Source organism: Corallococcus sp. RDP092CA, assembly GCF_041903675.1.
In the GTDB taxonomy this organism is placed as follows: Bacteria; Myxococcota; Myxococcia; order Myxococcales; family Myxococcaceae; genus Corallococcus.
On sequence record NZ_JAYESI010000029.1, the window covers coordinates 42,282 to 63,972 of the forward strand.

The window sequence follows — 21,691 nt, forward strand, 5'->3', positions numbered from 1 at the left end:
TCACCGGACCCCGCACGGACAGGAACCCCCATGAAGACCCTCTTGATCACCGGCTGCTCATCCGGCTTCGGCCTCGACACCGCCCGCGCCTTCCTCGAGCGCGGCTGGAAGGTCATCGCCACGATGCGCAAGCCGCGCGAGGACGTGCTGCCCCGCTCGGAGCACCTGCGGGTGCTCCCGCTCGACGTCACCGACCCGCGGAGCATCCAGGCGCTGGTGGAGGCCGCCGGCCCCATCGACGCGCTCGTCAACAACGCGGGCGTCGGCCTGATGAGCATCTTCGAGGGCACGTCGATGGAGACGATCCGCGCCACCTTCGAGACGAACACGTTCGGGGCGATGGCCGTGACCCAGGCGCTCCTGCCCGGCTTCAGGCAGCGGAGGGCGGGGGTCATCGTGAACGTCTCGTCTGGCACGACGCTGAGGCCGCTCCCGCTGCTCGCCGTCTACACCGCGAGCAAGGCGGCGCTCAACGCGTTCACCGAGTCGCTCGCGCTGGAGCTCCAGCCCTTCCATGTGCGGGTGAGCCTGGTGATTCCGGGGCGCTCGCCGGAGACGGCCTTCGCGCGGAACGCGCAGGCCCGGATGCAGGACCAGGGCGTCACCGTCCCCGAGCCGTACGCCGACTTCGTGCGGGGCGTCTTCGAGCGAAGGACGGCGCAGCAGTCGGAGCCGTTCACCCGCTCGCTCGACGTGGCGGAGGTCATCTGGCGCGCGGTGAACGACCCCTCGCTCCCGCTCCGCCAGCCCGCCGGCGCGGACGCCGTGGAGATGGCCCGGTCGAGCTGAAGCCCGGGGGCGCGCGCCGGCTCGCGCGAGCCTCCCCGCCCGCGTCTATACTGCGGCGCGCATGGCCACCCTGCCCGCCCCCGCGCTCGAAGCCTCCGCCGCCCCGGCGCCCCTGCGCTTCCAGGGGCTGTGGCTGTTCTCGCCCCGGGCGGACCTGAGCCTCCTGCTCCTGCCCGCGCTGCTGCTCCTCGCCTGCGTGTGGCTCGCGGGCCTCACCGGCGAGGGCTCGCAGGGGTTCGCGCAGCGCATCGGCCGGTGGACGTCGCAGTACGTCTTCCTCAACGGCGCCCACGTCATCCTGACCTTCCTGCTGGTGGGCACCCGGCGCGAGCTGCTGCACACCACGCCCTCCCAGTCCCGGCTGCTCCTGGGCGGCTCGGCGGCGGTGTTCGCGCTCACCACCGGGCTGCTCTGGTACGGGGACGCCCGCGCCCCGCTCCTCGCGCTGCTCCTGGGCGCGGGCATCCACGTCCTCGCCGCGCACCACACGCTGTCGCAGGTGAAGGGGCTGTGGGCGCTGCACGGCCTCAGGGCCCGCGCCGCGGGCGCGCCGCCCCTGTCCGAGGCCGAGCGCGCGCTCCAGCGCCAGTTCGTCCCCGTCGCGCTGACGCTGATGATGCTCCGCTCGCTGGCCGTGCCCGTCACCAGCGCCCTGGGCTCGCGGCCCATGGTCAACATCGGCCAGGCGGAGGCCGGCGCCCTGCCGCACGGCCTCACCTGGGTGCTGCTCGCCGCCTGGGGCGTCTTCGCCATCAGGCTGGCGCTCGCGCTGCGCGGGCCTCCGGGGCAGAGCGGGCCCCGGTGCGTGTACGTCCTGTCGCACGTGGCGGTGGTGGCGGTGTACTTGGTGTGGCCCATGTGGGGCGCGGTCCTGAGCGCGGGCATCCACGGCCTGGAGTACTTCTTCCTCACCGGCCGGATGCTCCAGCCCACGCCCTCGGAGCCCGCGGCCCGCCTGCGGGGCCCGCGCGTGTGGGCGGCGATGGTGGCCCTCATGGCGCCCATCATCGTGGTGGGCGTGGCCAACAGCCCCTTCATCACGCTGGTGGACGGCGTGACGCGCGGCGCGGCCACGGCCTTCCTCCTGGGGCAGCAGCCGCTGTGGTCGCTCGGCGTCATCGCCATCAACGGGGTGGTGCTGGCGCACTACTTCGCGGACGCGTTCCTCTACCGCTTCCGCATCCCCAAGGTGCGCGAGGTGACGCTCCCCCGCCTGGGCCTGGGCTGAGCGCCTCCCCGCCCGCCCACCAGGCCCGCGTGAGCCGCGCCTTTTCCCGGGCCGCCCGGGAGGATAAGCACCAGGGCGTGAAGACCCCGGCCGCCGAGAACCTCCCGCCCCCCTCCGACACCGACCCGGCTCCGCCGGCCGACGTCTCCGTGGAGGACGTGCGCCGCGCCACGGCGCTCCTGGGCACGCTCGCCGAGCACCGCGTGCTCCTGCACCACCTCCCCCAGGAGGACCACCACGCGCTGATGGCCGCCGCGGGCCGGCTCATCCACCCCGACAAGGCCACCCGGTCGCGGATGGTGAACGCGCTCCGCAAGGAGAAGAAGGACGCCCTGCGCGCCAACGACCGCGCCGTGCGCTCCCGCACGGAGATCCGCGTGCTGCGCAAGGCGCCGGTGCTCACCCTGCCCGCGCTGCCCCCGCCGCCGCCGGAGGCCGCCCCCGAGCGCCTGCTGGAGGTGCCGCGCAAGTGCTACGTGTGCAAGGAGGAGTTCCGCAAGGTCCACTTCTTCTACGACGCCCTGTGCATCCCGTGCGGGGACCTGAACTACGCCCGGCGCACGCAGCGCGCGGACCTCACCGGCCAGGTGGCGCTCATCACCGGCGCGCGGGTGAAGATCGGCTTCCAGGCGTCGCTGATGCTCCTGCGCTCGGGCGCGACGGTCATCGCCACCACGCGCTTCCCCCAGGACGCGGCGCACCGCTACGCGCGCGAGCCGGACTTCGCGGACTGGGCCCACCGGCTCCGGGTGCACGGCCTGGACCTGCGGCACGCCCCCAGCGTGGAGCTGTTCGCGCGCCACCTCGAACAGACCCACGAGCGGCTGGACATCCTCATCAACAACGCCGCGCAGACCGTGCGCCGGCCGCCGGGCTTCTACCAGCACCTGCTGGAGGGAGAGCTGCGCGACGTGGGCACCCTGCCCCCCCACCTGCGCCCGCTGCTCGCGGGCCACGAGGCCTGCGTCGCCGCGCTCCGCCCCGCGCTGGGCCCGGGCGACCCGGGCCACGCCCCGCTGCCCGTCGCGACCTGGCGCAGCAGCGACCCGGCGCTGGGCATCCACTCCTCCGCGGCGCTGTCGCTGCTGCCCTACGCCATGGAGCAGGAGGGCGACACGCGCGCCCTCTTCCCGGAGGGCCGGCTGGACGCGGACCTCCAGCAGGTGGACCTGCGGGCCACGAACTCGTGGCGCCTCAAGCTGTCGGAGGTGCGCACCGCGGAGATGCTGGAGGTGCACCTGGTGAACGCGGTGGCGCCCTTCATCCTGTGCGGGAAGCTGAAGCCGCTGATGCTGAGGGACCGCTCGCGGCCGGGCCACATCGTCAACGTGTCCGCCATGGAGGGCAGCTTCTCCCGGTGGACGAAGACGGACCGGCACCCGCACACCAACATGGCCAAGGCCGCGCTGAACATGATGACGCTCACCTCCGCGCCGGACTACGCGAAGGACCGCATCTTCATGAACGCGGTGGACACCGGCTGGGTGACGGATGAAGACCCCGCCCGCCTCGCCGAGCGCAAGACGCAGGAGCTGGACTTCCAGCCCCCGCTGGACATCGTGGACGGGGCCGCGCGCGTCGTGGACCCCGTCATGACCGCCGTGAACACCGGCGAGTGCGTCTGGGGCAACTTCTTCAAGGACTACCGCCCCACGGACTGGTGACCCGGGCGGCGGCCTCCAGCGGCGGCCCGGAGAGCGGCCCGGAGGCCCTCCAGCCGGGACGGATTGCTCGGATTACAGACTGGGCGAATCTGTCCACCGGCGCGCGGGCGGGTGCGCAAGGGCCTGGATTCACTGCCAAAGCGCCGGGCCGGTGGTATCAAGCACGCCACCATGCCTGAAACGCCTTCGCCCCTGTTCAACGCGGTCCCCGTGGAGATGGACTTCCCGGCCGAGGAGCGCCGCATCCTGGCCTTCTGGAAGGAGCGCCGCATCTTCGAAAAGTCGCTCCAGGCGAACGAAGGCAAGCCCCCCTTCGTCTTCTACGAGGGCCCGCCCACGGCCAACGGCCTGCCCCACAACGGCCACGTCCTCACGCGCGTCATCAAGGACCTGTTCCCCCGCTACCAGACCATGCGAGGCCGCTCCGTGCCGCGCAAGGCGGGCTGGGACACGCACGGCCTGCCGGTGGAGGTGGAGGTGGAGAAGGAGCTCCGCATCCACGGCAAGGCGGAGATCGAGAAGTACGGCGTGGAGCCCTTCACGGAGCGCTGCATCGAGTCCGTGTTCCGCTACACGTCCGAGTGGGAGCGGCTGACCCAGCGCATCGGCTTCTGGGTGGACCTCAACGAGGCCTACGTCACCTACCACCGCGGCTTCGTGCAGAGCGTGTGGTGGGCGCTCTCCGAGCTCTACAAGAAGGGCCTGCTGTACCAGGGCCACAAGGTCGTGTGGTGGTGGCCGCGCGGCGGCACCGCGCTGTCCGCGGCCGAGGTGGGCCTGGGCTACAAGACGGTGGACGACCCCAGCGTCTACGTGGCCTTCCCGCTGCGCGACGCGCCGGACACGGCGCTGCTCATCTGGACGACGACGCCCTGGACGCTGCCGTCCAACATGTACGCGGCCGTCAACCCGTCCGTGGACTACGTCACCGTGGACGCGGGGGACCGCAAGCTCATCCTCGCCGCCGCGCTGCGCGAGGAGCTGGCCAGGAAGCTGAAGAAGGACCTGCCCGTGCTGGCCACGCAGAAGGGCAGCGACCTCGTGGGCCGGCGCTACACGCCGCCCTTCGACACGTACTTCGCGAAGGACGCGGACGCCGCGCTGCCCCTGAAGGACGGCGGCTCGGACACGGTGGGCTGGCGCGTGATTCCGGCGGACTTCGTCACGCTGGACAGCGGCACGGGCATCGTCCACACGGCGCCCGCCTTCGGCGAGGACGACTACAAGGCCTACCGCAAGGACGCCGCGCGCTTCCAGGACCCGGACGCGCTGGGCCTGCGCTGCGCGGTGAAGCCGGACGGCACCTTCTCCGACGAGGTGCCGCTCGTCGCCGGCCGCTTCGTGAAGGACGCGGACAAGGACCTGCAGCGCAACCTGAAGGAGCGCGGGCTGCTCATCCACACGGAGCAGTACCGCCACGAGTACCCCTTCTGCTGGCGCGCGGACGAGGACCCGCTCATCCAGTACGCCCGCCCCGCCTGGTACATCCGCACCACCTCCGTCATCGAGCAGGCCCAGGCGAACAACCAGCAGGTCAACTGGATCCCGGAGAACATCAAGGACGGCCGCTTCGGCGACTTCCTGGCCAACAACGTGGACTGGGCCCTGTCGCGCGAGCGCTACTGGGGCACGCCGCTGCCCCTGTGGATCCACTCGGAGACGGGGGAGACGGAGGCCGTGGCCTCCATCGCGGAGCTGCGCCAGAAGCCGGGCAACAACGTGGCCGCCGTGGAGGCGGAGCTGAAGGCGTTCCTCGCCGGCAAGCCGCACGAGTCCAACGCGGAGCACCTGCTGGTCCACAAGCCGTGGATCGACAAGGTGACGTATGAGAAGCCCGGCACCGGCGGGAGGTTCCAGCGCGTCCCCGAGGTGGTGGACGTGTGGTTCGACTCCGGCTGCATGCCCTTCGCGCAGTGGGGCTTCCCGCACGCGGAGGGCAGCCGCGAGGTCTTCAACCGCGCCTTCCCCGCGGACTTCATCTCGGAGGCCATCGACCAGACGCGCGGCTGGTTCTACTCGCTCCTGATGGTCAGCACGCTCCTCTTCGACGAGGAGACGCAGCGGCGCATGGGCCTGACGCCGAAGCGCGGGTGGCCCATGCCGTACAAGAGCTGCATCGTGCTGGGCCACGTCTCCGACAAGGAGGGCAAGAAGGAGTCCAAGTCCAAGGGCAACTACACCCCGCCGGAGATCATCCTGGACGAGGTGCGCATGGACTTCGCGGTGCTCACCGCCACGGAGGCCGGCGTCCCCGCGGAGCCCGGCGTGGCGCTCATCGCGCGCGAGGACCTGGAGGGCCTGGACACGCAGGAGGGCGCGAAGGTGCAGCTCTTCCGCCCGGACCGGCCGGATGCGCCCGTCACGGTGACGCTGAAGGTGCACAAGAAGCTCAAGCGCCGCGTGGTGCTGCTGGCCCCGCAGGAGCTCCAGCAGCTGGACGTGAAGCCCTCCGCGCGCGGCGTGGACGTGATGCCGGTGGAGGTGCCCCGGCTGGCGCCCACCGAGCGCGTGGTGCTCAAGGACCCCGCCACCAAGGCGCCGGGCGCGGACGCGTTCCGGTGGTTCTTCTACGCGGCCAGCCCCACCTGGTCCAACACGCGCCACTCGCTGGCGAACGTGCGGCTGTTGCAGAAGGACTTCCAGGTCAAGCTGCGCAACGTCTACTCGTTCTTCACCATCTACGCGAACATCGACGGCTTCAACCCGGCGAAGGGCAACGCGGGCAGCACGGAGGCCCCGTGGCTGGCCATCCGCAAGAGCCAGGGCTGGCGCGAGGTGAAGGCCCGGCCGGTGCTGGACCGGTGGATCCTCTCCGAGGTGCAGCTCACCCTGCGCGACGTGGCGAAGGCGCTGGACACGTATCAGGTGTACGACGCGGCCCAGCGGATGGTGGCGCTGGTGGACGCGCTGTCCAACTGGTACCTGCGCCGCAGCCGCGAGCGCTTCTGGGCGCCGGGCTTCGAGCAGGACAAGCAGGACGCGTACTTCACGCTCTACGAAGCGCTGACGACCCTCACCGCGCTGTCCGCGCCCTTCATCCCGTTCTTCGCGGACGAGATGTGGGGCAACCTGGTGGGCAGGCCGTGGGGCGCGGCGCAGCCGGAGAGCGTGCACCTGGCGCGCTTCCCGGACGTGGACACGAGCCTCATCGACGAGGGCCTGGCCGCGGAGATGGGCGCGGTGCGCGAGCTGGTGTCGCTGGGCCTCAAGGTCCGCACGGACAACCGGCTCAAGGTGCGCCAGCCGCTGTCCCAGGCGGACGTCATCCTGTCGCGCCGCGAGCTGACGGAGCGCGTGGCGGTGTACCAGGCGCTCATCTCCGACGAGCTCAACGTCCACACCGTGAAGCTGGTGGAGCCGGGCAGCCCGGAGGCGGATGTGGTGCGCTACCGCGTGCGCCCCAACCTGCGCGCCATGGGCAGCCGCCTGGGTCCCAAGCTCGCGCCGGTGCGCAAGGCGTTCGACGCGGGCGACGGCCGCGCGCTGCACCACGAGCTGCTCACCACGGGCAAGGTGGCCCTGAACGTGGGCGGCGAGGACATGGTCTTCCCCGCCGAGGAGCTGGAGACGCTGGTGGAGGCGCAGCCCGGCTACGCCGCCGCGGGCGCGGGCGTGGGCGTGGTGGTGCTGCACACGCAGCTCACCGAGGCCCTGGTGGACGAAGGCCTGGTGCGCGAGCTGCTGGCGCGCGTGCAGGGGGCCCGCAAGGACCTGGACCTGGGCTACACCGACCGCATCCGCCTGTGGGTGGACGGCGATGACCGCGTGAAGCGCGTCGTCGACGCCGCCCGCGACGAGCTCGCCCGCGAGACGCTGGCCGCTGAAATCCACGTGGGCCCCCAGGGCCTCACCGGAACGGAGGAGGAGGCCAGCCTCAACGGCCTCCCCGCGAAGCTTCGCGTCGAGCGCGCCTGAATCCCCGGACCTCCGGGAGAACACGGAAAAAGTCAGCTCCGGGTGATCACACACCCGGGGCGCTGAAGGCAGACATCCGGTGTGTCGGCGCGAGGACCGGGAGGGCGTGGGCGCCTCCCGAGCGACTCCCGGCTTGCCGCGTCAGGGGGCGCGTGTTACGCGAAAGGGGTCCCCCCTGATTTCGCAAATCATTCTCAATATGCCCACTCTGTTCCGCGGCCGTTCGCGCCGCCTCGTCCCTGGGGCGCTGCTTGGCGCCTCCCTCTCCGTCCTCGCCTCCCCTGCCCTGGCGCAGGAGCCCGTTGAGCCCCAGCCGCCTCCGTCTCCCGCGCCCGAGCCGTCCCCCGCGCCCGAGCCGTCCCCCGCGCCCGCGCAAGACGCGAAGGACGACGAGCTCTACGTCCTGCCCACGGTGACGGTGGACAGCGAGCGCGCCGGGGGCCCGGTGCAGGGCTACACCGCGCGCCGCAGCGCCAGTGGGACGAAGACGGACGCGGCGCTCATCGACACGCCGCAGTCGGTGTCGGTGGTGGGCCGGGCGCAGATGGACGCGCAGCAGGCGCAGAGCGTGACGGAGGCCACGCGCTACACGCCGGGCGTGCGCTCGGACACGTTCGGCGCGGACCCGCGCAACGACTGGTTCCTCATCCGCGGCTTCACGTCGCAGGAGGCCGGCTACTTCCTGGACGGGCTCCAGCTGTACTCCAGCAGCTTCGCCACCTGGCGCATCGAGCCCTTCGGCCTGGAGCGCGTGGAGGCCGTGCGCGGCCCGGCCTCCGTGCTGTACGGCGGCACGTCTCCGGGCGGCCTGCTGAACATGACGGGCAAGCGTCCGCCGGTGGAGGCCCCCGTGCGGCACGTGGAGGTGGGCGCCAACGAGTTCGGCAACGGCTACGCGGCCGTGGACTTCGGCGGCGCCATCGACTCGGGCAACCACTGGCGCTACCGGGTGGCGGCGCTGGCGCGCGGCGGCGGCACGCAGGTGGAGGAGACGGACAACAACCGGCTCTTCATCGCGCCGGCCCTCACCTGGGCGCCGTCGGAGCGCACCTCGCTGACGCTGCACGGCAGCTTCCTGGCGGACCGCACGCAGGGGCAGAACTTCCTGCCCTACGAGGGCACCGTGGTGGACGCGCCCTATGGCCGCATCCCCACCGACCTCTTCACCAGCGACAAGAGCCTGGACCACTTCCAGCGCAACCAGTCCTGGGCGGGCTACGAGTTCTCCCACCGCTTCAACGACACCTTCACGCTGCGGCAGAACCTGCGCTTCGCGCACCTGGACCTGGACTTCCAGACGCTCTACGGCGTGGGCTACCAGGGTGAGCCGGCGGAGGCGCAGCTGGCGCGCGGCAACTTCGTCACCCGGCCGCGCGCGAACCTCTTCACGGTGGACACGCAGGGCGAGGCGCGCTTCTCCACCGGCCCCGTGCGCCACCTGGTGCTGGCGGGCGTGGACTTCAAGAACTACCGCCTGGACGACGAGCAGGGCTACGAGGCGGGCGCGCCGCTGGACCTGCTCCACCCCGTGCGCGGCGACTACGCGCCCACGGAGACGCGCTACACGCTGAACCGCTCCACGCAGGACCAGCTGGGCGTCTACCTCCAGGACCAGCTGCGCTTCGACGACCGGCTGAGCCTGGTGCTGAGCGGGCGCCATGACTGGGTGGGCATGGACGTGGACAACAAGCTGGCGCCCACGGCCAGCTACGACGGCAGCGAGAGCGCCTTCAGCGGCCGCGCGGGCCTGCTCTACCGCTTCGACTTCGGCCTCGCGCCGTATGTCAGCTACTCGAAGTCGTTCAACCCGGTGGCCGGGACGAAGGCGGACGGCTCGCTGTTCGAGCCGGAGAAGGGCCAGCAGCTTGAAGCGGGCGTGAAGTACCAGCCGGATGCGTTCCCGGTGCTGGTGGGCCTGTCGGTGTTCGAGCTGAAGCGCGAGAACTTCGTGACCACGGACGGCGCCTTCAACCAGCTGCAGATTGGCGAGGTCCGCTCGCGCGGCTTCGAGGTGGAGGCCAACGCCACGCTGCTCCACGGGCTGAGCCTGATTGGCTCCGCGTCGGTGTACTCGTTGGAGATCACCGAGGGCGCGGACTTCGAGCTGGGCAAGCGTCCGGTGGGCGTGCCGGAGGTGATGGCGTCGCTGTGGCTGGACTACACCTTCCAGAACGGCGCGCTGCGAGGCTTCGGCGTGGCGGCGGGCGTGCGCGGCGTGGGCAGCTCCTACGCGGACCGCGACAACACGCTGGACGTGCCGGGCTTCACGCTGGTGGACGCGAGCGTGCACTACGAGCGCGGCCCCTGGCGCGCGGCCATCAACGCCTCCAACCTGGGGGACAAGACCTACGTGTCCTCGTGCAGCTCCGCGACGGCCTGCTTCTACGGCGAGCGCCGCCGCGCGTCCGCCACGGTCGGCTACACCTGGTAGGCATCGCGCGGGTCTGAAGTCAGCGCACACCGAGGTATCCATGGGGCCCTCGTCTGGCACGTCTCCGCCAGCGAGGGCCTCATGTCGTTCCCGGATGCCGTGCCCCCAGATGCTGGAAGCACCACGGTCACGCATGGACGGGACTCCTCACCGAGCACCAGGCCCGCGGACACGAAGGCCGCCCTCTGGGTGAGGAGGTGAGAACTCCGCCGGGATGCCCCGGCGGCGGCGGGCCGCCAAAACCCGTCCGACTGTCCGACAGGCCTTGGGAGCCCGTGCCCAGGAGGCCCACCGGTCCGTCCAAACCTGTCCGACTGTCCGACAGGTCTTGGGAGTCCGTGCCAAGAAGGGCCGCCGGTCCACCCGAGCCGCCGGAACCTGTCCGACTGTCGGACAGGTCTTGGAAGTCCGTGGTGCGGGCACGTAGCCCCGACCGGGCAACGGGAAGCGGCCCGACCACCGGACAGGCTTGGGGGCCGCCGGCGTGGGGCTGCCGTCTCATCCGGACAGAACGAACCTGTCCGACTGTCGGACAGGTTTTGGGAGACCGCGCCCGGGGGGCCGCCTTGGATGCGAGGTGGCCCCCATGGGCCTCTGGGGACCTGGCGCGCGTCGTGCATTTCGAGCATCACGGCCGCGCGCTGATGGGAAGTCCCTCTGGCGCACCGCCGTGCTTCGCGGCCTCTCGGGCCTCACGCCTTGACGAGCGGCCCTTCGGGTGCGGCGCCACCGGAGACGGGCTCCGCCGTCTTCCGCCTGCGCAGGCCCCATGCAAGGCCACCGCAGCCCAGTGCCATGGAGACGAGGAATGCCTCCGCCACGAACACCGGGGGCAGGCCGCGCGACAGCGCCGTGAACAGGTTCACGTCCTGCGTCAGGACGTCCCCCACCACCACCGCGCCATACAGCACCGCGGCCGCGGCGCTCAGCATGCTACCCACCCTGCGCGATGATCCGCGCGGCACGAGCGCGATGACGACCCCGAGCGCCCACGCGCCCAGGAAGAGGCCGAACTCCCAATCCCCCCGGCGTGCCAACGCCCACGGCAGGACTCGGTTCACGGCGCAGTACACCGCGGTGCCGAACGCGAGCCCGGCGGGGACGCCCACCGTCAGCCGCTCCAGCAAACGGTTGCCCCAGCGCGTGCGCTGGGGGTCACGACGCTCCAGCCAGATGAGGTTTCCGGTGATGAGCACCGTGCACATCGCCAGCGCCAGCAGCGCGTAGAGAGGCTTCATCAGCTCCTCCGCGAACCGGCCCGCGTGCAGGTCGAAGAGCACCCGCTCCACCGTGAAGTCCGGCGTGCGCGACTCCACGCTCGATCCGAACGTCTCCCCCGTCACCGTATCCACATGCGCGAAGTGGTCCGGCCCCAGCGGGGACAGCTGGAAGTACACGCCCGCCCAGGCTTTCGCGTCGCCGTACTCGTGAAGCTCCACGTAGCGAGGCGTGCCCTCCGCGCCGGGCACCGACGCGCGCGCGCGGTCCACCACCGTGTCCAGCGACAGCATGCGCGCGTCCTGCTTCGCCGCTTCGCGCACGGGCGTGCTGTAGCCTCGCAGCTGCGTCACCCGGTCCGCCTGTCCCCGGTACACCGTGCTCCCGAAGCCCTGCGCCGCGAGCCCCGCCAGGCACAGCACCGCCCCCGTCCACGCCATCATCGCGGTGAACGGCAGCCCGAAGACGCCCAGCACCTTGTGCGCATCCGACGCGGAGAAGCGCAGCCTGGCGGTGGGGCGGAAGCGCCACCACTGCGCGCGGAGGTCTTTCAGGTGGATCCACAGGCCGCTGACCAGCGCCACCAGGAGCGCCACCGCCACCAGGCCCGTCAGCTCCATGCCCCAGGGCACCCGGTAGAAGAAGTGCATCCAGTACAGCTCGCTCGCCAGCCGGCTGCGCTCCGGCAGCGCGGCGCCAGTGAGCGGGTCCAGCCACAGCACGCGCATCCCCGTGGGCTCGAAGAGGTACGCGGTGATGAACCGCGTCTCCTCGTGCGTGAGCAGGCCCACATGAGCGCCTCGCGGCAGCGGCCCCTGCTCCCGCACCCGCTCCAGCATCATGTCGAACGACGGCGGTGACTCCGAGGGCGGCGCGACGTGGAGCGCGGGCTCCTGCCACACCTCCAGCTCCTCGCGGAACATGGCGAAGACGCCGCAGAAGAAGATGACGAACAGGAAGAGGCTGGCGACAACACCCGCCCACGCGTGCAGGTCGAACTGGATGCGGAACGTCCGGGGCGACAGCTTCATCGCGGCCCTCGCACGACCAGCGCGACGGCCACCGCCACCGCCACCGCCAGGCACACGCCCCACGCCACCCGGCCATTCCGTGCCAGCGGCAGCGCGCACGCGAGCCCCACCCACACGGGCAGCACCACGTGGAAGCCCAGCGCGAAGGCCCACGTCCCGGACACAGGAAGGAACGCCATCACCGCCGCGCCCACCGCGAACGCCGCGAGCGGAGCCCCCAGCACGGCCGCCAGCGTCCGCGCGACGGAGTGGTTCGCCGCCTTGTCACCGCGCCCCGCGCTCATCGCCCCAGGCCCATCAGCGCCACCGGCACCAGACCCACCACGCCACTCACCCACGCGAACGCGCGCGCACGCGAGGGCCGGGGCGAGAGCACCAGCACCAGCACCGAGGCCGCCGTCATCGCCAGCACCAGCAGCACCAGCAGCCCCGCCACCCACCCGAAGCCGCCCACGCAGCACCCCAGCGACGCGAGCCCCGGCGCCGCCGCGAGCCACCGCGCACGACCACCCACCCCCATCCACGCCACCGCCGACACGCAGAAGCACAGCGCGGCGAGGCTCAACATCGCGTCCACCACGCGACCCCGTCTCTTGGTCTCAAGTTGATAATGATTTGCATCCTCATGATTCCCCCCAGGGCTGTCAAGGCAGGCGGAGGGCACCCGCGCTCACGGTGCGAGCGCTGGCGCACGAACACCGTGCACTCACCGCGGCTCCGGGAAACACGGCGCTCCGGAGAACGGAGGGACGAGCGAAGCCGGGGCCTTGAGAGGACGCTGCCACCACGGCGCGACGCGGTTCGAGCTGGCCGCGCCGCCCAGGGAGTCACCCGCTGCAACCGCGCGTTCTGCGCCAGCCGCGGCAGGTCCTGGGCCTGCGTTCACGCGGCGACCTCAGCGGGTCCCCTGCGCGCGTGACGATCTCCGACAGGCACCGACGGTGCTCCGCGGTTCTGTCCTGCCCCCGCGGCTTCGTCACGTCCACCTCACGTGGGGAAGCCGTCCCCAGGGAGGTGTCTCGGGAAGCTCCAGAAACAGGGGGGACGCAACAGCCGGGCTGACGTCTTCCCCGCCGGAACAGGCTCCAGTGACACAAACGCGCCGACAACGTGTCAACCTGACGCCTTGACGCGTCAAGCAGCATGGCACCCCACACCGCGCCACCTGCAACCGGGGAGCGTCCCTCGAGCGCCCTCCCTGGAATCGAGTTGGCATCCCGATTGCTGCCGTGCGGACGCGAAGGGGGACATCCCTGGCCCCTGGACGGGACTCCACCCATGGGACCGTCCACCCGCGTTGGCCCAGCAGGATCGCGAGAACACCTTGAGAGCGCTGCCAAATGCGTGGACACGAAAGGAAACATCTCTTTCGAGAACATCGCGAACCAATCAGAGTGTCTGTGCTTCGAGCACAACAAGTTTGGCGACAAGGGGATGTGCAAGAGCGGCAAGTGCGTGCATTGAGGCCCCGTGGGCAGTCGCTGCGTTGAGCGAATCCTCACGGTGACCGCCCTCGATCCACAACGGCGCGGCGGCCTGGACTTCCTGACGAACGCCCCACGCGCGTCGGCATCGCCGTCCAGCCCCCTCATCGCCGTTGATTGCCCAGGGCCATTCAACGCGTGAGCGTTGCCGGCGCCGGGGACGGCGCCCCCCTGGCTTGATTCAACCGCATCAAGCCAGGCGACCTCCTCCAGCCCGGGCCGGAAGCAACGGCCCGGCCTTCGCCTCGTCACCCTCCGGGCCCATTGCCTTTCCAGGTTTGACGCCCCCTTCGCGCGTGCGCCCCCTTCCCCACGCGGGGATGTCCGCTGGAGGGCAGCGCCCCTCCCTTCGGGAGCCTTGAGGGCCCGCGCGGCCGGACGCACGTTGGGAGCCCCCGAACCACCGGTTCCTCCACGGTGGGTCCCCTGGTGGCTCTTCGCATGCCCACGCGCTCTCCTCCCGACACGGACTCCTCTCCCGAGGCGCCGTCGCGGCCCGACGCGGGCGAGGCCGCGCCAGCGGGGCGGGCACCGCCCCGTCGCCGGAGCCCGCGCTGGGGATGGCTGCTGCTGCTCGCGGGGCTCGTCGCGCTGTCCATCGTCGTCGCGCGGCGGCTCCAGCATCCCCGGGGCTCCGGCCACATGGCCGCTGGCGGCGGCGCGGGCGCTCAAGGCCGCGGCGCGCGGGGGCCCCAATCCGTGGTCACGGCCCCGGCGAGCGCTCGCGATGTCCCCGTGTTCCTCAACGGACTGGGCGCGGTGACGCCCACCGCCTCGGTCGCCGTGCACTCCCGGGTGGACGGGCAGCTGATGCGCGTGGCCTTCCAGGAGGGCCAGCAGGTCGACGCGGGCGACCTGCTGGCGGAGCTCGATCCGCGCCCCTTCCTCAGTCAGCTGGAGCAGGCCCGGGGCCAGCTCGCGCGCGACGAGGCCGTGCTGGAGAACGCTCGCGTGGACCTGCGCCGCTACACCGCGCTGCTGGAGCAGGACTCCGTCGCCCGGCAGACGCTGGACACCCAGCGGGCCCTGGTGCGCCAGTACCAGGGCATCGTGAAGGCGGACAGGGGCGCGGTCGCCGCCGCCGAGCTCAACCTGACCTATACGCGCATCACGTCGCCCGTGGCCGGCCGCGCCGGCCTGCGGCTCGTGGACGCCGGCAACATCATCCACGCCGCGGACGCGTCCGGGCTCGTCGTCATCAACACCCTGCAACCCATCGACGTCACCTTCTCCGTGCCAGAGGACCACCTGCCGGAGGTCCTGGAGAAGCTGGCCGCCGGCCAGCGCCTGGAGGTCCAGGCGTTCGACCGCACCCGGCAGCGGCTGCTGGACACCGGCACGCTGTCCACGACGGACAACCAGGTGGACCCCAACACCGGCACCATCCGCCTCAAGGCCCTCTTCCCCAACCGCCAGTCGCGGCTGTTCCCCCAGCAGTTCGTCAACGCGCGCCTGCGGCTGGACACCCTGCGCGGCGCCACCGTCGTGCCCACCGCCGCGCTCCAGCACGGCGTCCAGGGCACGTTCGTCTACGTCGTCCAGGAGAACGACACCGTCGACGTGCGCGCCGTGACGACCGGCCCCGCGGACGGCGACGACACCGTCATCACCCGGGGCCTGCGCCCCGGCGAGCAGGTGGTGGTGGAGGGCGCGGATCAATTGACCAACGGCGCCCCCATCCGCCGGCATCCGGCTTCACGCGGCCCCCAGGCGCCGGGCGTCGGCGGCAGCGGCCAGGGCACCCCGGACGGCGGGCACTGAATGTCCGAGCCCTTCATCCTGCGGCCCATCGCCACGTCGCTGCTGATGCTGGCCCTGCTGCTGGCCGGGGTGCTGTCGTACCGGCTGCTGCCCGTCTCCGCGCTGCCGGAGGTGAACTACCCCACCATCCAGGTCCTCACCTTCCAGCCCGGCGCGAGCCCGGAGGTGGTGGCCTCCGGCGTCACCGCCCCCCTGGAGCGGCAGTTCGGGCAGATGCCCGGCCTCAACCAGATGACGTCGTCCAGCTCCAGCGGCGCGTCTGTCATCACGCTCCAGTTCACGCTCCAGATGAGCCTGGACATCGCGGAGCAGCAGGTCCAGGCCGCCATCAACGCCGCCGCGAACCTGCTGCCCACGGACCTGCCGAACCCGCCCATCTACAACAAGGTCAACCCGGCGGACACGCCGGTCATCACGCTCGCCCTCACCTCCGACACCGTGCCGCTGCCGCAGGTGGAGGACCTGGCCGACACGCGGCTCGCGCAGAAGCTGTCGCAGCTTCCCGGCGTGGGCCTGGTGAGCATCAGCGGCGGCCAGCGCCCCGCCGTCCGCGTCCAGGCGAACGGCCCCGCGCTCGCCGCGCACGGGCTGACGCTGGAGGACGTGCGCACCGCCATCGCCGCCGCCAACGTCAACCGCCCCAAGGGCAGCTTCGACGGGCCCCGCCAGGCGTACACGCTCAACGCCAACGACCAGCGGCTGTCCAGCGCCGACTACGCCCCGCTCATCCTCGCGTACCGCGACGGCGCCCCCTTGCGCCTGTCCGACGTGGCCCACGTCTTCGACGGCGCGGAGAACGTCCGGCAGGCCGCGTGGGCCGGCGCCACGCCCGCCGTCATCCTCAACGTGCAGCGACAGCCGGGCGCCAACGTCATCGCCGTCGTGGACAGCGTGCGCAAGCTGCTGCCCCAGCTCCGGGCCACCCTGCCCGCGCAGGTGAAGGTCACCGTCCTGAGCGACCGCACCACCACCATCCGCGCCTCCGTGAGCGACGTGCAGCGCGACCTGCTGTTCTCCATCGCGCTGGTGGTGGGCGTCATCTTCGTGTTCCTGCGCAACGCCTCCGCCACCTTCATCCCCAGCGTCGCCGTGCCCCTGTCGCTCGTGGGCACCTTCGCGGCCATGTCGCTGTTGGGCTTCTCCCTCAACAACCTCACCCTGATGGCGCTCACCATCGCCACCGGCTTCGTCGTCGACGACGCCATCGTGATGATCGAGAACATCAGCCGCTACATCGAAGGCGGCACGCGCCCCCTGGACGCGGCGCTCCGGGGCTCCAAGCAGATCGGCTTCACCATCCTGTCGCTGACGGTGTCGCTCATCGCCGTGCTCATCCCGCTGTTCTTCATGGGCGACGTCGTGGGCCGGCTGTTCCGCGAGTTCGCCATCACCCTCGCGGTGACCATCCTCCTGTCCGCCGTCGTGTCGCTGACGCTCACCCCCATGCTGTGCTCGCGCCTGCTGCGCCGCCATCCCCCCGGGGAGGACAGCCGCTTCGAGCGCGTCATGGGCGGCGCCTTCAACGCCCTGGTCCGGCGCTACGACACCGCGCTCACCTGGGTGCTCCGCCACCGCGCGCTCACGCTCCTCATCGCGGGGGGCACGCTGGCGCTCACCGCGCTCCTGCTCGTCACCATCCCCAAGGGCTTCTTCCCCGTGCAGGACACCGGCGTCATCCAGGGCATCTCCCAGGCGCCGCAGTCCATCTCCTTCCCCGCCATGGCCGAGCGGCAGCAGGCGCTGGCGCGCGCCGTGCTGGAGGACCCCGCCGTGGAGAACCTGTCGTCCTTCATCGGCGTGGACGGCACCAACCTCACGCAGAACAGCGGGCGGATGCTCATCACCCTCAAGCCGCTGGGAGACCGGGACGCCTCCGCCACGGAGGTCATCCGCCGGCTCCAGGCCGCGCTGGCGGACGTGCCGGGCATCTCCCTGGCGCTGTCGCCCGTGCAGGACCTGACGCTGGACAGCCGCGTGAGCCGCACCCAGTACCAGTACAGCCTGAGCTCCCCCGACGCCGCGGAGCTGGACACCTGGACGGGGCGGCTGGTGGAGCACCTGCGCGGGAGGCCGGAGCTGACGGACGTCTCCAGCGACCTCCAGAACGGCGGCCTGCGGATGAACGTCACCCTGGACCGGGACACCGCCGCGCGGCTGGGCATCACGCCCCAGCAGATGGACGACGCGCTCTACGACGCCTTCGGCCAGCGCCAAGTGTCCACCATCTTCACCCAGCTCAACCAGTACCGCGTGGTGCTGGAGGTGCCCCCGGCGCTCCAGCGCGCGGACACCGCCCTGGACTCCCTCTACCTGCGGTCCTCCACGGGAGGAGCGGTGCCCCTGGGGACGCTCGCCACCGTGGGCCAGGGCCTGGGCCCGCTCACCATCAACCGCCAGGGCCAGTTCCCCGTGGCCCTCGTGTCCTTCAACCCCGCCCCGGGCGTGTCGCTGTCCCAGGCGGTGGCCGCCTTCGATGACGCGCGCGACCGGCTCCGGATCCCGGCCTCCGTCCAGACGGCCTTCGAGGGCACCGCGCGCACGTTCCAGGACTCGCTCGCCCACGAGGGCTTCCTCGTGCTCGCGGCGGTGGTGGTCGTCTACATCGTGCTGGGCGTCCTGTACGAATCGTACATCCACCCGCTCACCATCCTGTCCACGCTGCCTTCGGCGACCCTGGGCGCGCTGCTCGCGCTGCGGCTGTGCGGGCTGGAGCTGGGGATGATCGCCCTCATCGGCATCATCCTGCTCATCGGCATCGTGATGAAGAACGCCATCATGATGATCGACTTCGCGCTGGAGGCCGAGCGCGTGGAGAAGAAGCGCCCCCTCGCCGCCATCCACGAGGCGTGCCTCCTGCGCTTCCGCCCCATCCTGATGACGACGATGGCGTCCATGCTGGGCGCCGTGCCGCTGGCGCTGGGCGGCGGCATCGGCTCGGAGCTGCGCCGCCCGCTGGGCATCGCCATCATCGGCGGGCTGATGGTCAGCCAGCTGCTGACCCTGTTCACCACGCCCGTCATCTACCTGGGCTTCGACGCGCTGGGGCGCCGGTGGCGGCGGCCATGAACCCGTCCGCGCTCTTCATCCGGCGCCCCGTCACCACGTCCCTGCTGGCCATCGGCCTGGCGCTCCTGGGGGGGCTCGCGTTCAAGCTGCTGCCCGTGGCGCCGCTGCCGCAGGTGGAGTTCCCCACCATCAGCGTGCAGGCGCAGCTCCCGGGCGCCAGCCCCCAGACGATGGCCGCCTCCGTCGCGACGCCGCTGGAGCGGCAGCTGGGCCGCATCGCGGGCATCACGCAGATGACGTCGTCCAGCAACCTGGGCTCCACCAGCATCGTCGTGCAGTTCGACCTGTCGCGGGACATCGACGGGGCGGCGCGCGACGTCCAGGCCGCCATCAACGCCGCCCGGGGCAACCTGCCCACGAACCTGCCCAACAACCCCACCTACCGGAAGGTGAACCCCGCGGACGCGCCCATCATGCTCCTGGCGCTGACGTCCGAGCACAAGGGCCGCGCGCAGCTCTACGACGTCGCGTCCACCGTCCTCCAGCAGAAGGTGGCCCAGGTGAAGGGCGTGGGCCAGGTCTTCGTGGGCGGCGGCGCGCTGCCCGCCGTGCGCGCGGAGGTGAACCCCACCGCGCTCAACAAGTACGGCCTGGGGCTGGAGGCGGTCCGCACCGCGCTGGGCGCGCAGAACGCCAACCGCCCCAAGGGCCAGCTGGAGGACGGCCCCCGCGCGTACACCCTCACCGCCACGGACCAGCTGCTGCGCGCGGAGCAGTACCGGCCGCTCATCATCGCGTACGCGAACGGCGCGCCGGTGCGGCTCGAGGACGTGGCCCGGGTGACGGACGACGACGTGGAGGACGTGCACAGCCTGGGGCTCGCCAATGGCAAGCAGGCCGTCATCCTGGTCATCTTCAAGCAGCCCGGGGCGAACGTCATCGACACCGTGGACGCGCTCCGGGACCAGCTGCCTGCCTTCCAGGCCATGCTCCCCGCGGACGTGGACCTCACGGTGATGATGGACCGCACCACCACCATCCGCGCCTCGCTGCGGGACGTGGAGGCGACGCTGCTCACGTCCATTGGCCTGGTCATCCTGGTGGTGTTCGCGTTCCTGGGCAACGCGCGCGCCACGCTCATCCCCAGCGTCGCCGTGCCCCTGTCCCTGCTGGGCACCTTCGCGGTGATGTCGCTGCTGGGCTTCAGCCTGGACAACCTGTCCATGATGGCGCTCACCATCTCCACCGGCTTCGTGGTGGACGACGCCATCGTCGTGCTGGAGGACATCGAGCGGCACATCGAGGACGGCCTCGCCCCGCTGGAGGCCGCGCTGCGCGGCGCGCGCGAGGTCGGCTTCACCGTGCTGTCGATGAGCCTCTCCCTCATCGCCGTCTTCATCCCGCTGCTGCTGATGCAGGGCATCGTGGGGCGGCTGTTCCGCGAGTTCGCCATCACGCTGTCGGTGGCCATCCTCATGTCGCTGGTCGTGTCGCTGACGGTGACCCCGGTCATGTGCGCGCGGCTCCTGCGCGCCCAAGAGCCGAAGCGGGCCCGCGCGTCCCTCCAGCCCTTCGAGGCCCTGCGCCGGGGCTACGCGCGCAGCCTCGCGTGGTCGCTGGAGCACCCCGTGCTGCTGCTCCTGCTCACCGTCGCGGCGGTCGCGCTCAGCGCGTACCTGTTCGTCGTCGTGCCCAAGGGCTTCTTCCCGCAGCAGGACACCGGCCGGCTCAGCGCCAGCATCCAGGCGGAGCAGGACATCTCCTTCGCGGCCATGCGCGAGAAGTTCACCGCCTACGTGCGGCTCATCGGCCAGGACCCGGCCGTGCAGTCGGTGGCGGGCTCCGTGGGCGGAGGCGGGCCGGGCGGCGGCTCCACGAACGCGGGCACGCTCTACGTCACGCTCAAGCCCCTGGAGGAGCGCCAGCTCAACGCCGACGCCGTCATCGGGCGCCTGCGGGGGAAGCTCCAGGCCGTGCCCGGCGCGACCGTGTACCTCCAGTCCGCGCAGGACCTGGTCATCGGCGGGCGGATGGGCAACGCGCAGTACCAGTACACCCTGTCCGCGGACTCCCTCGCCGTGCTCGACCGGTGGGCCCCGCGCGTGCTGGAGCGGCTGAAGCAGGTGCCGGGCGTGCTGGACGTCAACAGCGACCAGCGCAGCCACGGCCTGGAGACGAACGTGGTGGTGGACCACGACACGGCGGCGCGCTTCGGGCTCACGGCGGCGCAGATCGACGACGTGCTCTACGACGCCTTCGGCCAGCGGCAGGTGTCCACCCTGTACACCGGGCGCAACCAGTACCACGTGGTGATGGTGGTCCAGGGGCCCTTCTGGCAACGGCCGGAGAGCCTGAATGACCTCTACGTGGCGGGCGCCTCCGGGGCCCAGGTGCCGCTGGCCGCGTTCGCGACCTTCGCGCCCGCGAGCACGCTCCTGTCCGTCAACCACCAGGGCCAGTTCCCCTCCGCGACCCTGTCCTTCAACCTGAAGCCGGGGACGTCCCTGGGCACCGTGGTGACGGAGGTTGAAGCCGCCGTGCGCGAGCTGGGCCTGCCCGCGGGCGTGCAGGGCAGCTTCAGCGGCACGGCCCAGGCGTTCCAGGCGTCGCTCGCGTCGGAGCCGCTGCTCATCGCCGCCGCGCTGTTCGCCGTCTACATCGTGCTGGGCATCCTCTACGAGAGCCTCATCCACCCGCTGACCATCCTGTCCACGCTGCCGTCGGCGGGGGTCGGCGCGCTGCTCGCGCTGCTGCTGTTCCGGCTGGACCTGTCCATCATCGCGCTCATCGGCATCATCCTGCTCATCGGCATCGTGAAGAAGAACGCCATCATGATGATCGACTTCGCGCTGGTGACGGAGCGCCAGGAGCGGCTCGGCTCGAAGGAGGCCATCTTCCGCGCCGCGCAGCTGCGCCTGCGCCCCATCCTGATGACGACGATGGCGGCGCTCCTGGGCGCGCTGCCCCTGGCGCTGGGCACGGGCGTGGGCTCCGAGCTCCGCAAGCCCCTGGGCATCGCCATCGCCGGAGGGCTGTGCGTGAGCCAGCTGCTCACGCTCTACACCACCCCGGTCATCTACATGACCCTGGACCGCCTGGGCCGGCGGGTGCGCCAGTGGCGGGAGCGCCGCCTCGCGCACGGCCGCCCCGAGGGCGCCTGAGGA

General features: G+C 71.5%; 11 protein-coding genes. 8 read left to right on the top strand and 3 right to left on the bottom strand.

Features of this window, described 5'->3' with window-relative positions; all coding sequences use genetic code 11:
* The first annotated feature begins 30 nt into the window (after window positions 1-30).
* From U8525_RS26365 to U8525_RS26385, 5 genes are all read left to right on the top strand, one after another.
* Window positions 31-789 (top strand): SDR family oxidoreductase, encoded by a 759-nt coding sequence (locus tag U8525_RS26365; protein ID WP_374269220.1) that lies wholly within the window; start codon window positions 31-33, stop codon window positions 787-789.
* Between the two features lie 61 nt (window positions 790-850).
* The gene (locus U8525_RS26370) at window positions 851-2,017 is read left to right on the top strand and encodes a hypothetical protein (RefSeq protein ID WP_374269222.1); all 1,167 of its coding nucleotides are present in this window, start codon (window positions 851-853) and stop codon (window positions 2,015-2,017) included.
* A 77-nt stretch (window positions 2,018-2,094) separates the two neighbouring features.
* Window positions 2,095-3,681, top strand: coding sequence for an SDR family NAD(P)-dependent oxidoreductase (locus U8525_RS26375; protein ID WP_374269224.1), 1,587 nt, complete (start codon window positions 2,095-2,097; stop codon window positions 3,679-3,681).
* 171 nt (window positions 3,682-3,852) lie between these two features.
* Window positions 3,853-7,596 (top strand): isoleucine--tRNA ligase, encoded by a 3,744-nt coding sequence (ileS, locus tag U8525_RS26380; protein ID WP_374269225.1) that lies wholly within the window; start codon window positions 3,853-3,855, stop codon window positions 7,594-7,596.
* Window positions 7,597-7,795: 199 nt separating this feature from the next.
* Complete coding sequence (locus U8525_RS26385; RefSeq protein ID WP_374269227.1) at window positions 7,796-10,027, top strand: TonB-dependent siderophore receptor; 2,232 nt, start codon at window positions 7,796-7,798, stop codon at window positions 10,025-10,027.
* Window positions 10,028-10,719: 692 nt separating this feature from the next.
* Here the strand turns inward: U8525_RS26385 and U8525_RS26390 are convergent.
* From U8525_RS26390 to U8525_RS26400, 3 genes are read right to left on the bottom strand one after another with little or no spacing between them, the layout of a single operon-like run.
* Entirely contained in the window at window positions 10,720-12,276 is a 1,557-nt protein-coding gene (locus U8525_RS26390) for a PepSY-associated TM helix domain-containing protein (RefSeq protein ID WP_374269229.1), read from the bottom strand.
* Window positions 12,273-12,560, bottom strand: a complete 288-nt coding sequence (locus U8525_RS26395) for a hypothetical protein (protein WP_374269231.1) — start codon at window positions 12,558-12,560, stop codon at window positions 12,273-12,275. The genes U8525_RS26390 and U8525_RS26395 overlap by 4 nt, the downstream gene beginning before the upstream one ends.
* Window positions 12,557-12,856: a hypothetical protein gene (locus U8525_RS26400; protein ID WP_374269233.1), complete on the bottom strand. Its 300-nt coding sequence runs from the start codon at window positions 12,854-12,856 to the stop codon at window positions 12,557-12,559. The genes U8525_RS26395 and U8525_RS26400 overlap by 4 nt, the downstream gene beginning before the upstream one ends.
* 1,345 nt (window positions 12,857-14,201) lie before the next feature.
* Here U8525_RS26400 and U8525_RS26405 point away from each other — a divergent pair.
* From U8525_RS26405 to U8525_RS26415, 3 genes are read left to right on the top strand one after another with little or no spacing between them, the layout of a single operon-like run.
* The gene (locus tag U8525_RS26405) at window positions 14,202-15,521 is read left to right on the top strand and encodes an MdtA/MuxA family multidrug efflux RND transporter periplasmic adaptor subunit (protein WP_374269235.1); all 1,320 of its coding nucleotides are present in this window, start codon (window positions 14,202-14,204) and stop codon (window positions 15,519-15,521) included.
* Window positions 15,522-18,587, top strand: a complete 3,066-nt coding sequence (locus U8525_RS26410; RefSeq protein WP_374269236.1) for a multidrug efflux RND transporter permease subunit — start codon at window positions 15,522-15,524, stop codon at window positions 18,585-18,587.
* On the top strand, window positions 18,584-21,688 hold the full coding sequence (locus tag U8525_RS26415; RefSeq protein WP_374269237.1) for a multidrug efflux RND transporter permease subunit: 3,105 nt from the start codon (window positions 18,584-18,586) through the stop codon (window positions 21,686-21,688). The genes U8525_RS26410 and U8525_RS26415 overlap by 4 nt, the downstream gene beginning before the upstream one ends.
* Window positions 21,689-21,691: the final 3 nt, after the last annotated feature.

Coding starts and splice junctions, on each gene's coding strand:
- ileS (WP_374269225.1), top strand. CDS start 3,853: ATGCCTGAAACGCCTTCGCCCCTGTTCAACGCGGTCCCCGTGGAGATG.
- U8525_RS26410 (WP_374269236.1), top strand. CDS start 15,522: ATGTCCGAGCCCTTCATCCTGCGGCCCATCGCCACGTCGCTGCTGATG.
- U8525_RS26390 (WP_374269229.1), bottom strand. CDS start 12,276: ATGAAGCTGTCGCCCCGGACGTTCCGCATCCAGTTCGACCTGCACGCG.
- U8525_RS26405 (WP_374269235.1), top strand. CDS start 14,202: ATGCCCACGCGCTCTCCTCCCGACACGGACTCCTCTCCCGAGGCGCCG.
- U8525_RS26415 (WP_374269237.1), top strand. CDS start 18,584: ATGAACCCGTCCGCGCTCTTCATCCGGCGCCCCGTCACCACGTCCCTG.
- U8525_RS26385 (WP_374269227.1), top strand. CDS start 7,796: ATGCCCACTCTGTTCCGCGGCCGTTCGCGCCGCCTCGTCCCTGGGGCG.
- U8525_RS26370 (WP_374269222.1), top strand. CDS start 851: ATGGCCACCCTGCCCGCCCCCGCGCTCGAAGCCTCCGCCGCCCCGGCG.
- U8525_RS26395 (WP_374269231.1), bottom strand. CDS start 12,560: ATGAGCGCGGGGCGCGGTGACAAGGCGGCGAACCACTCCGTCGCGCGG.
- U8525_RS26365 (WP_374269220.1), top strand. CDS start 31: ATGAAGACCCTCTTGATCACCGGCTGCTCATCCGGCTTCGGCCTCGAC.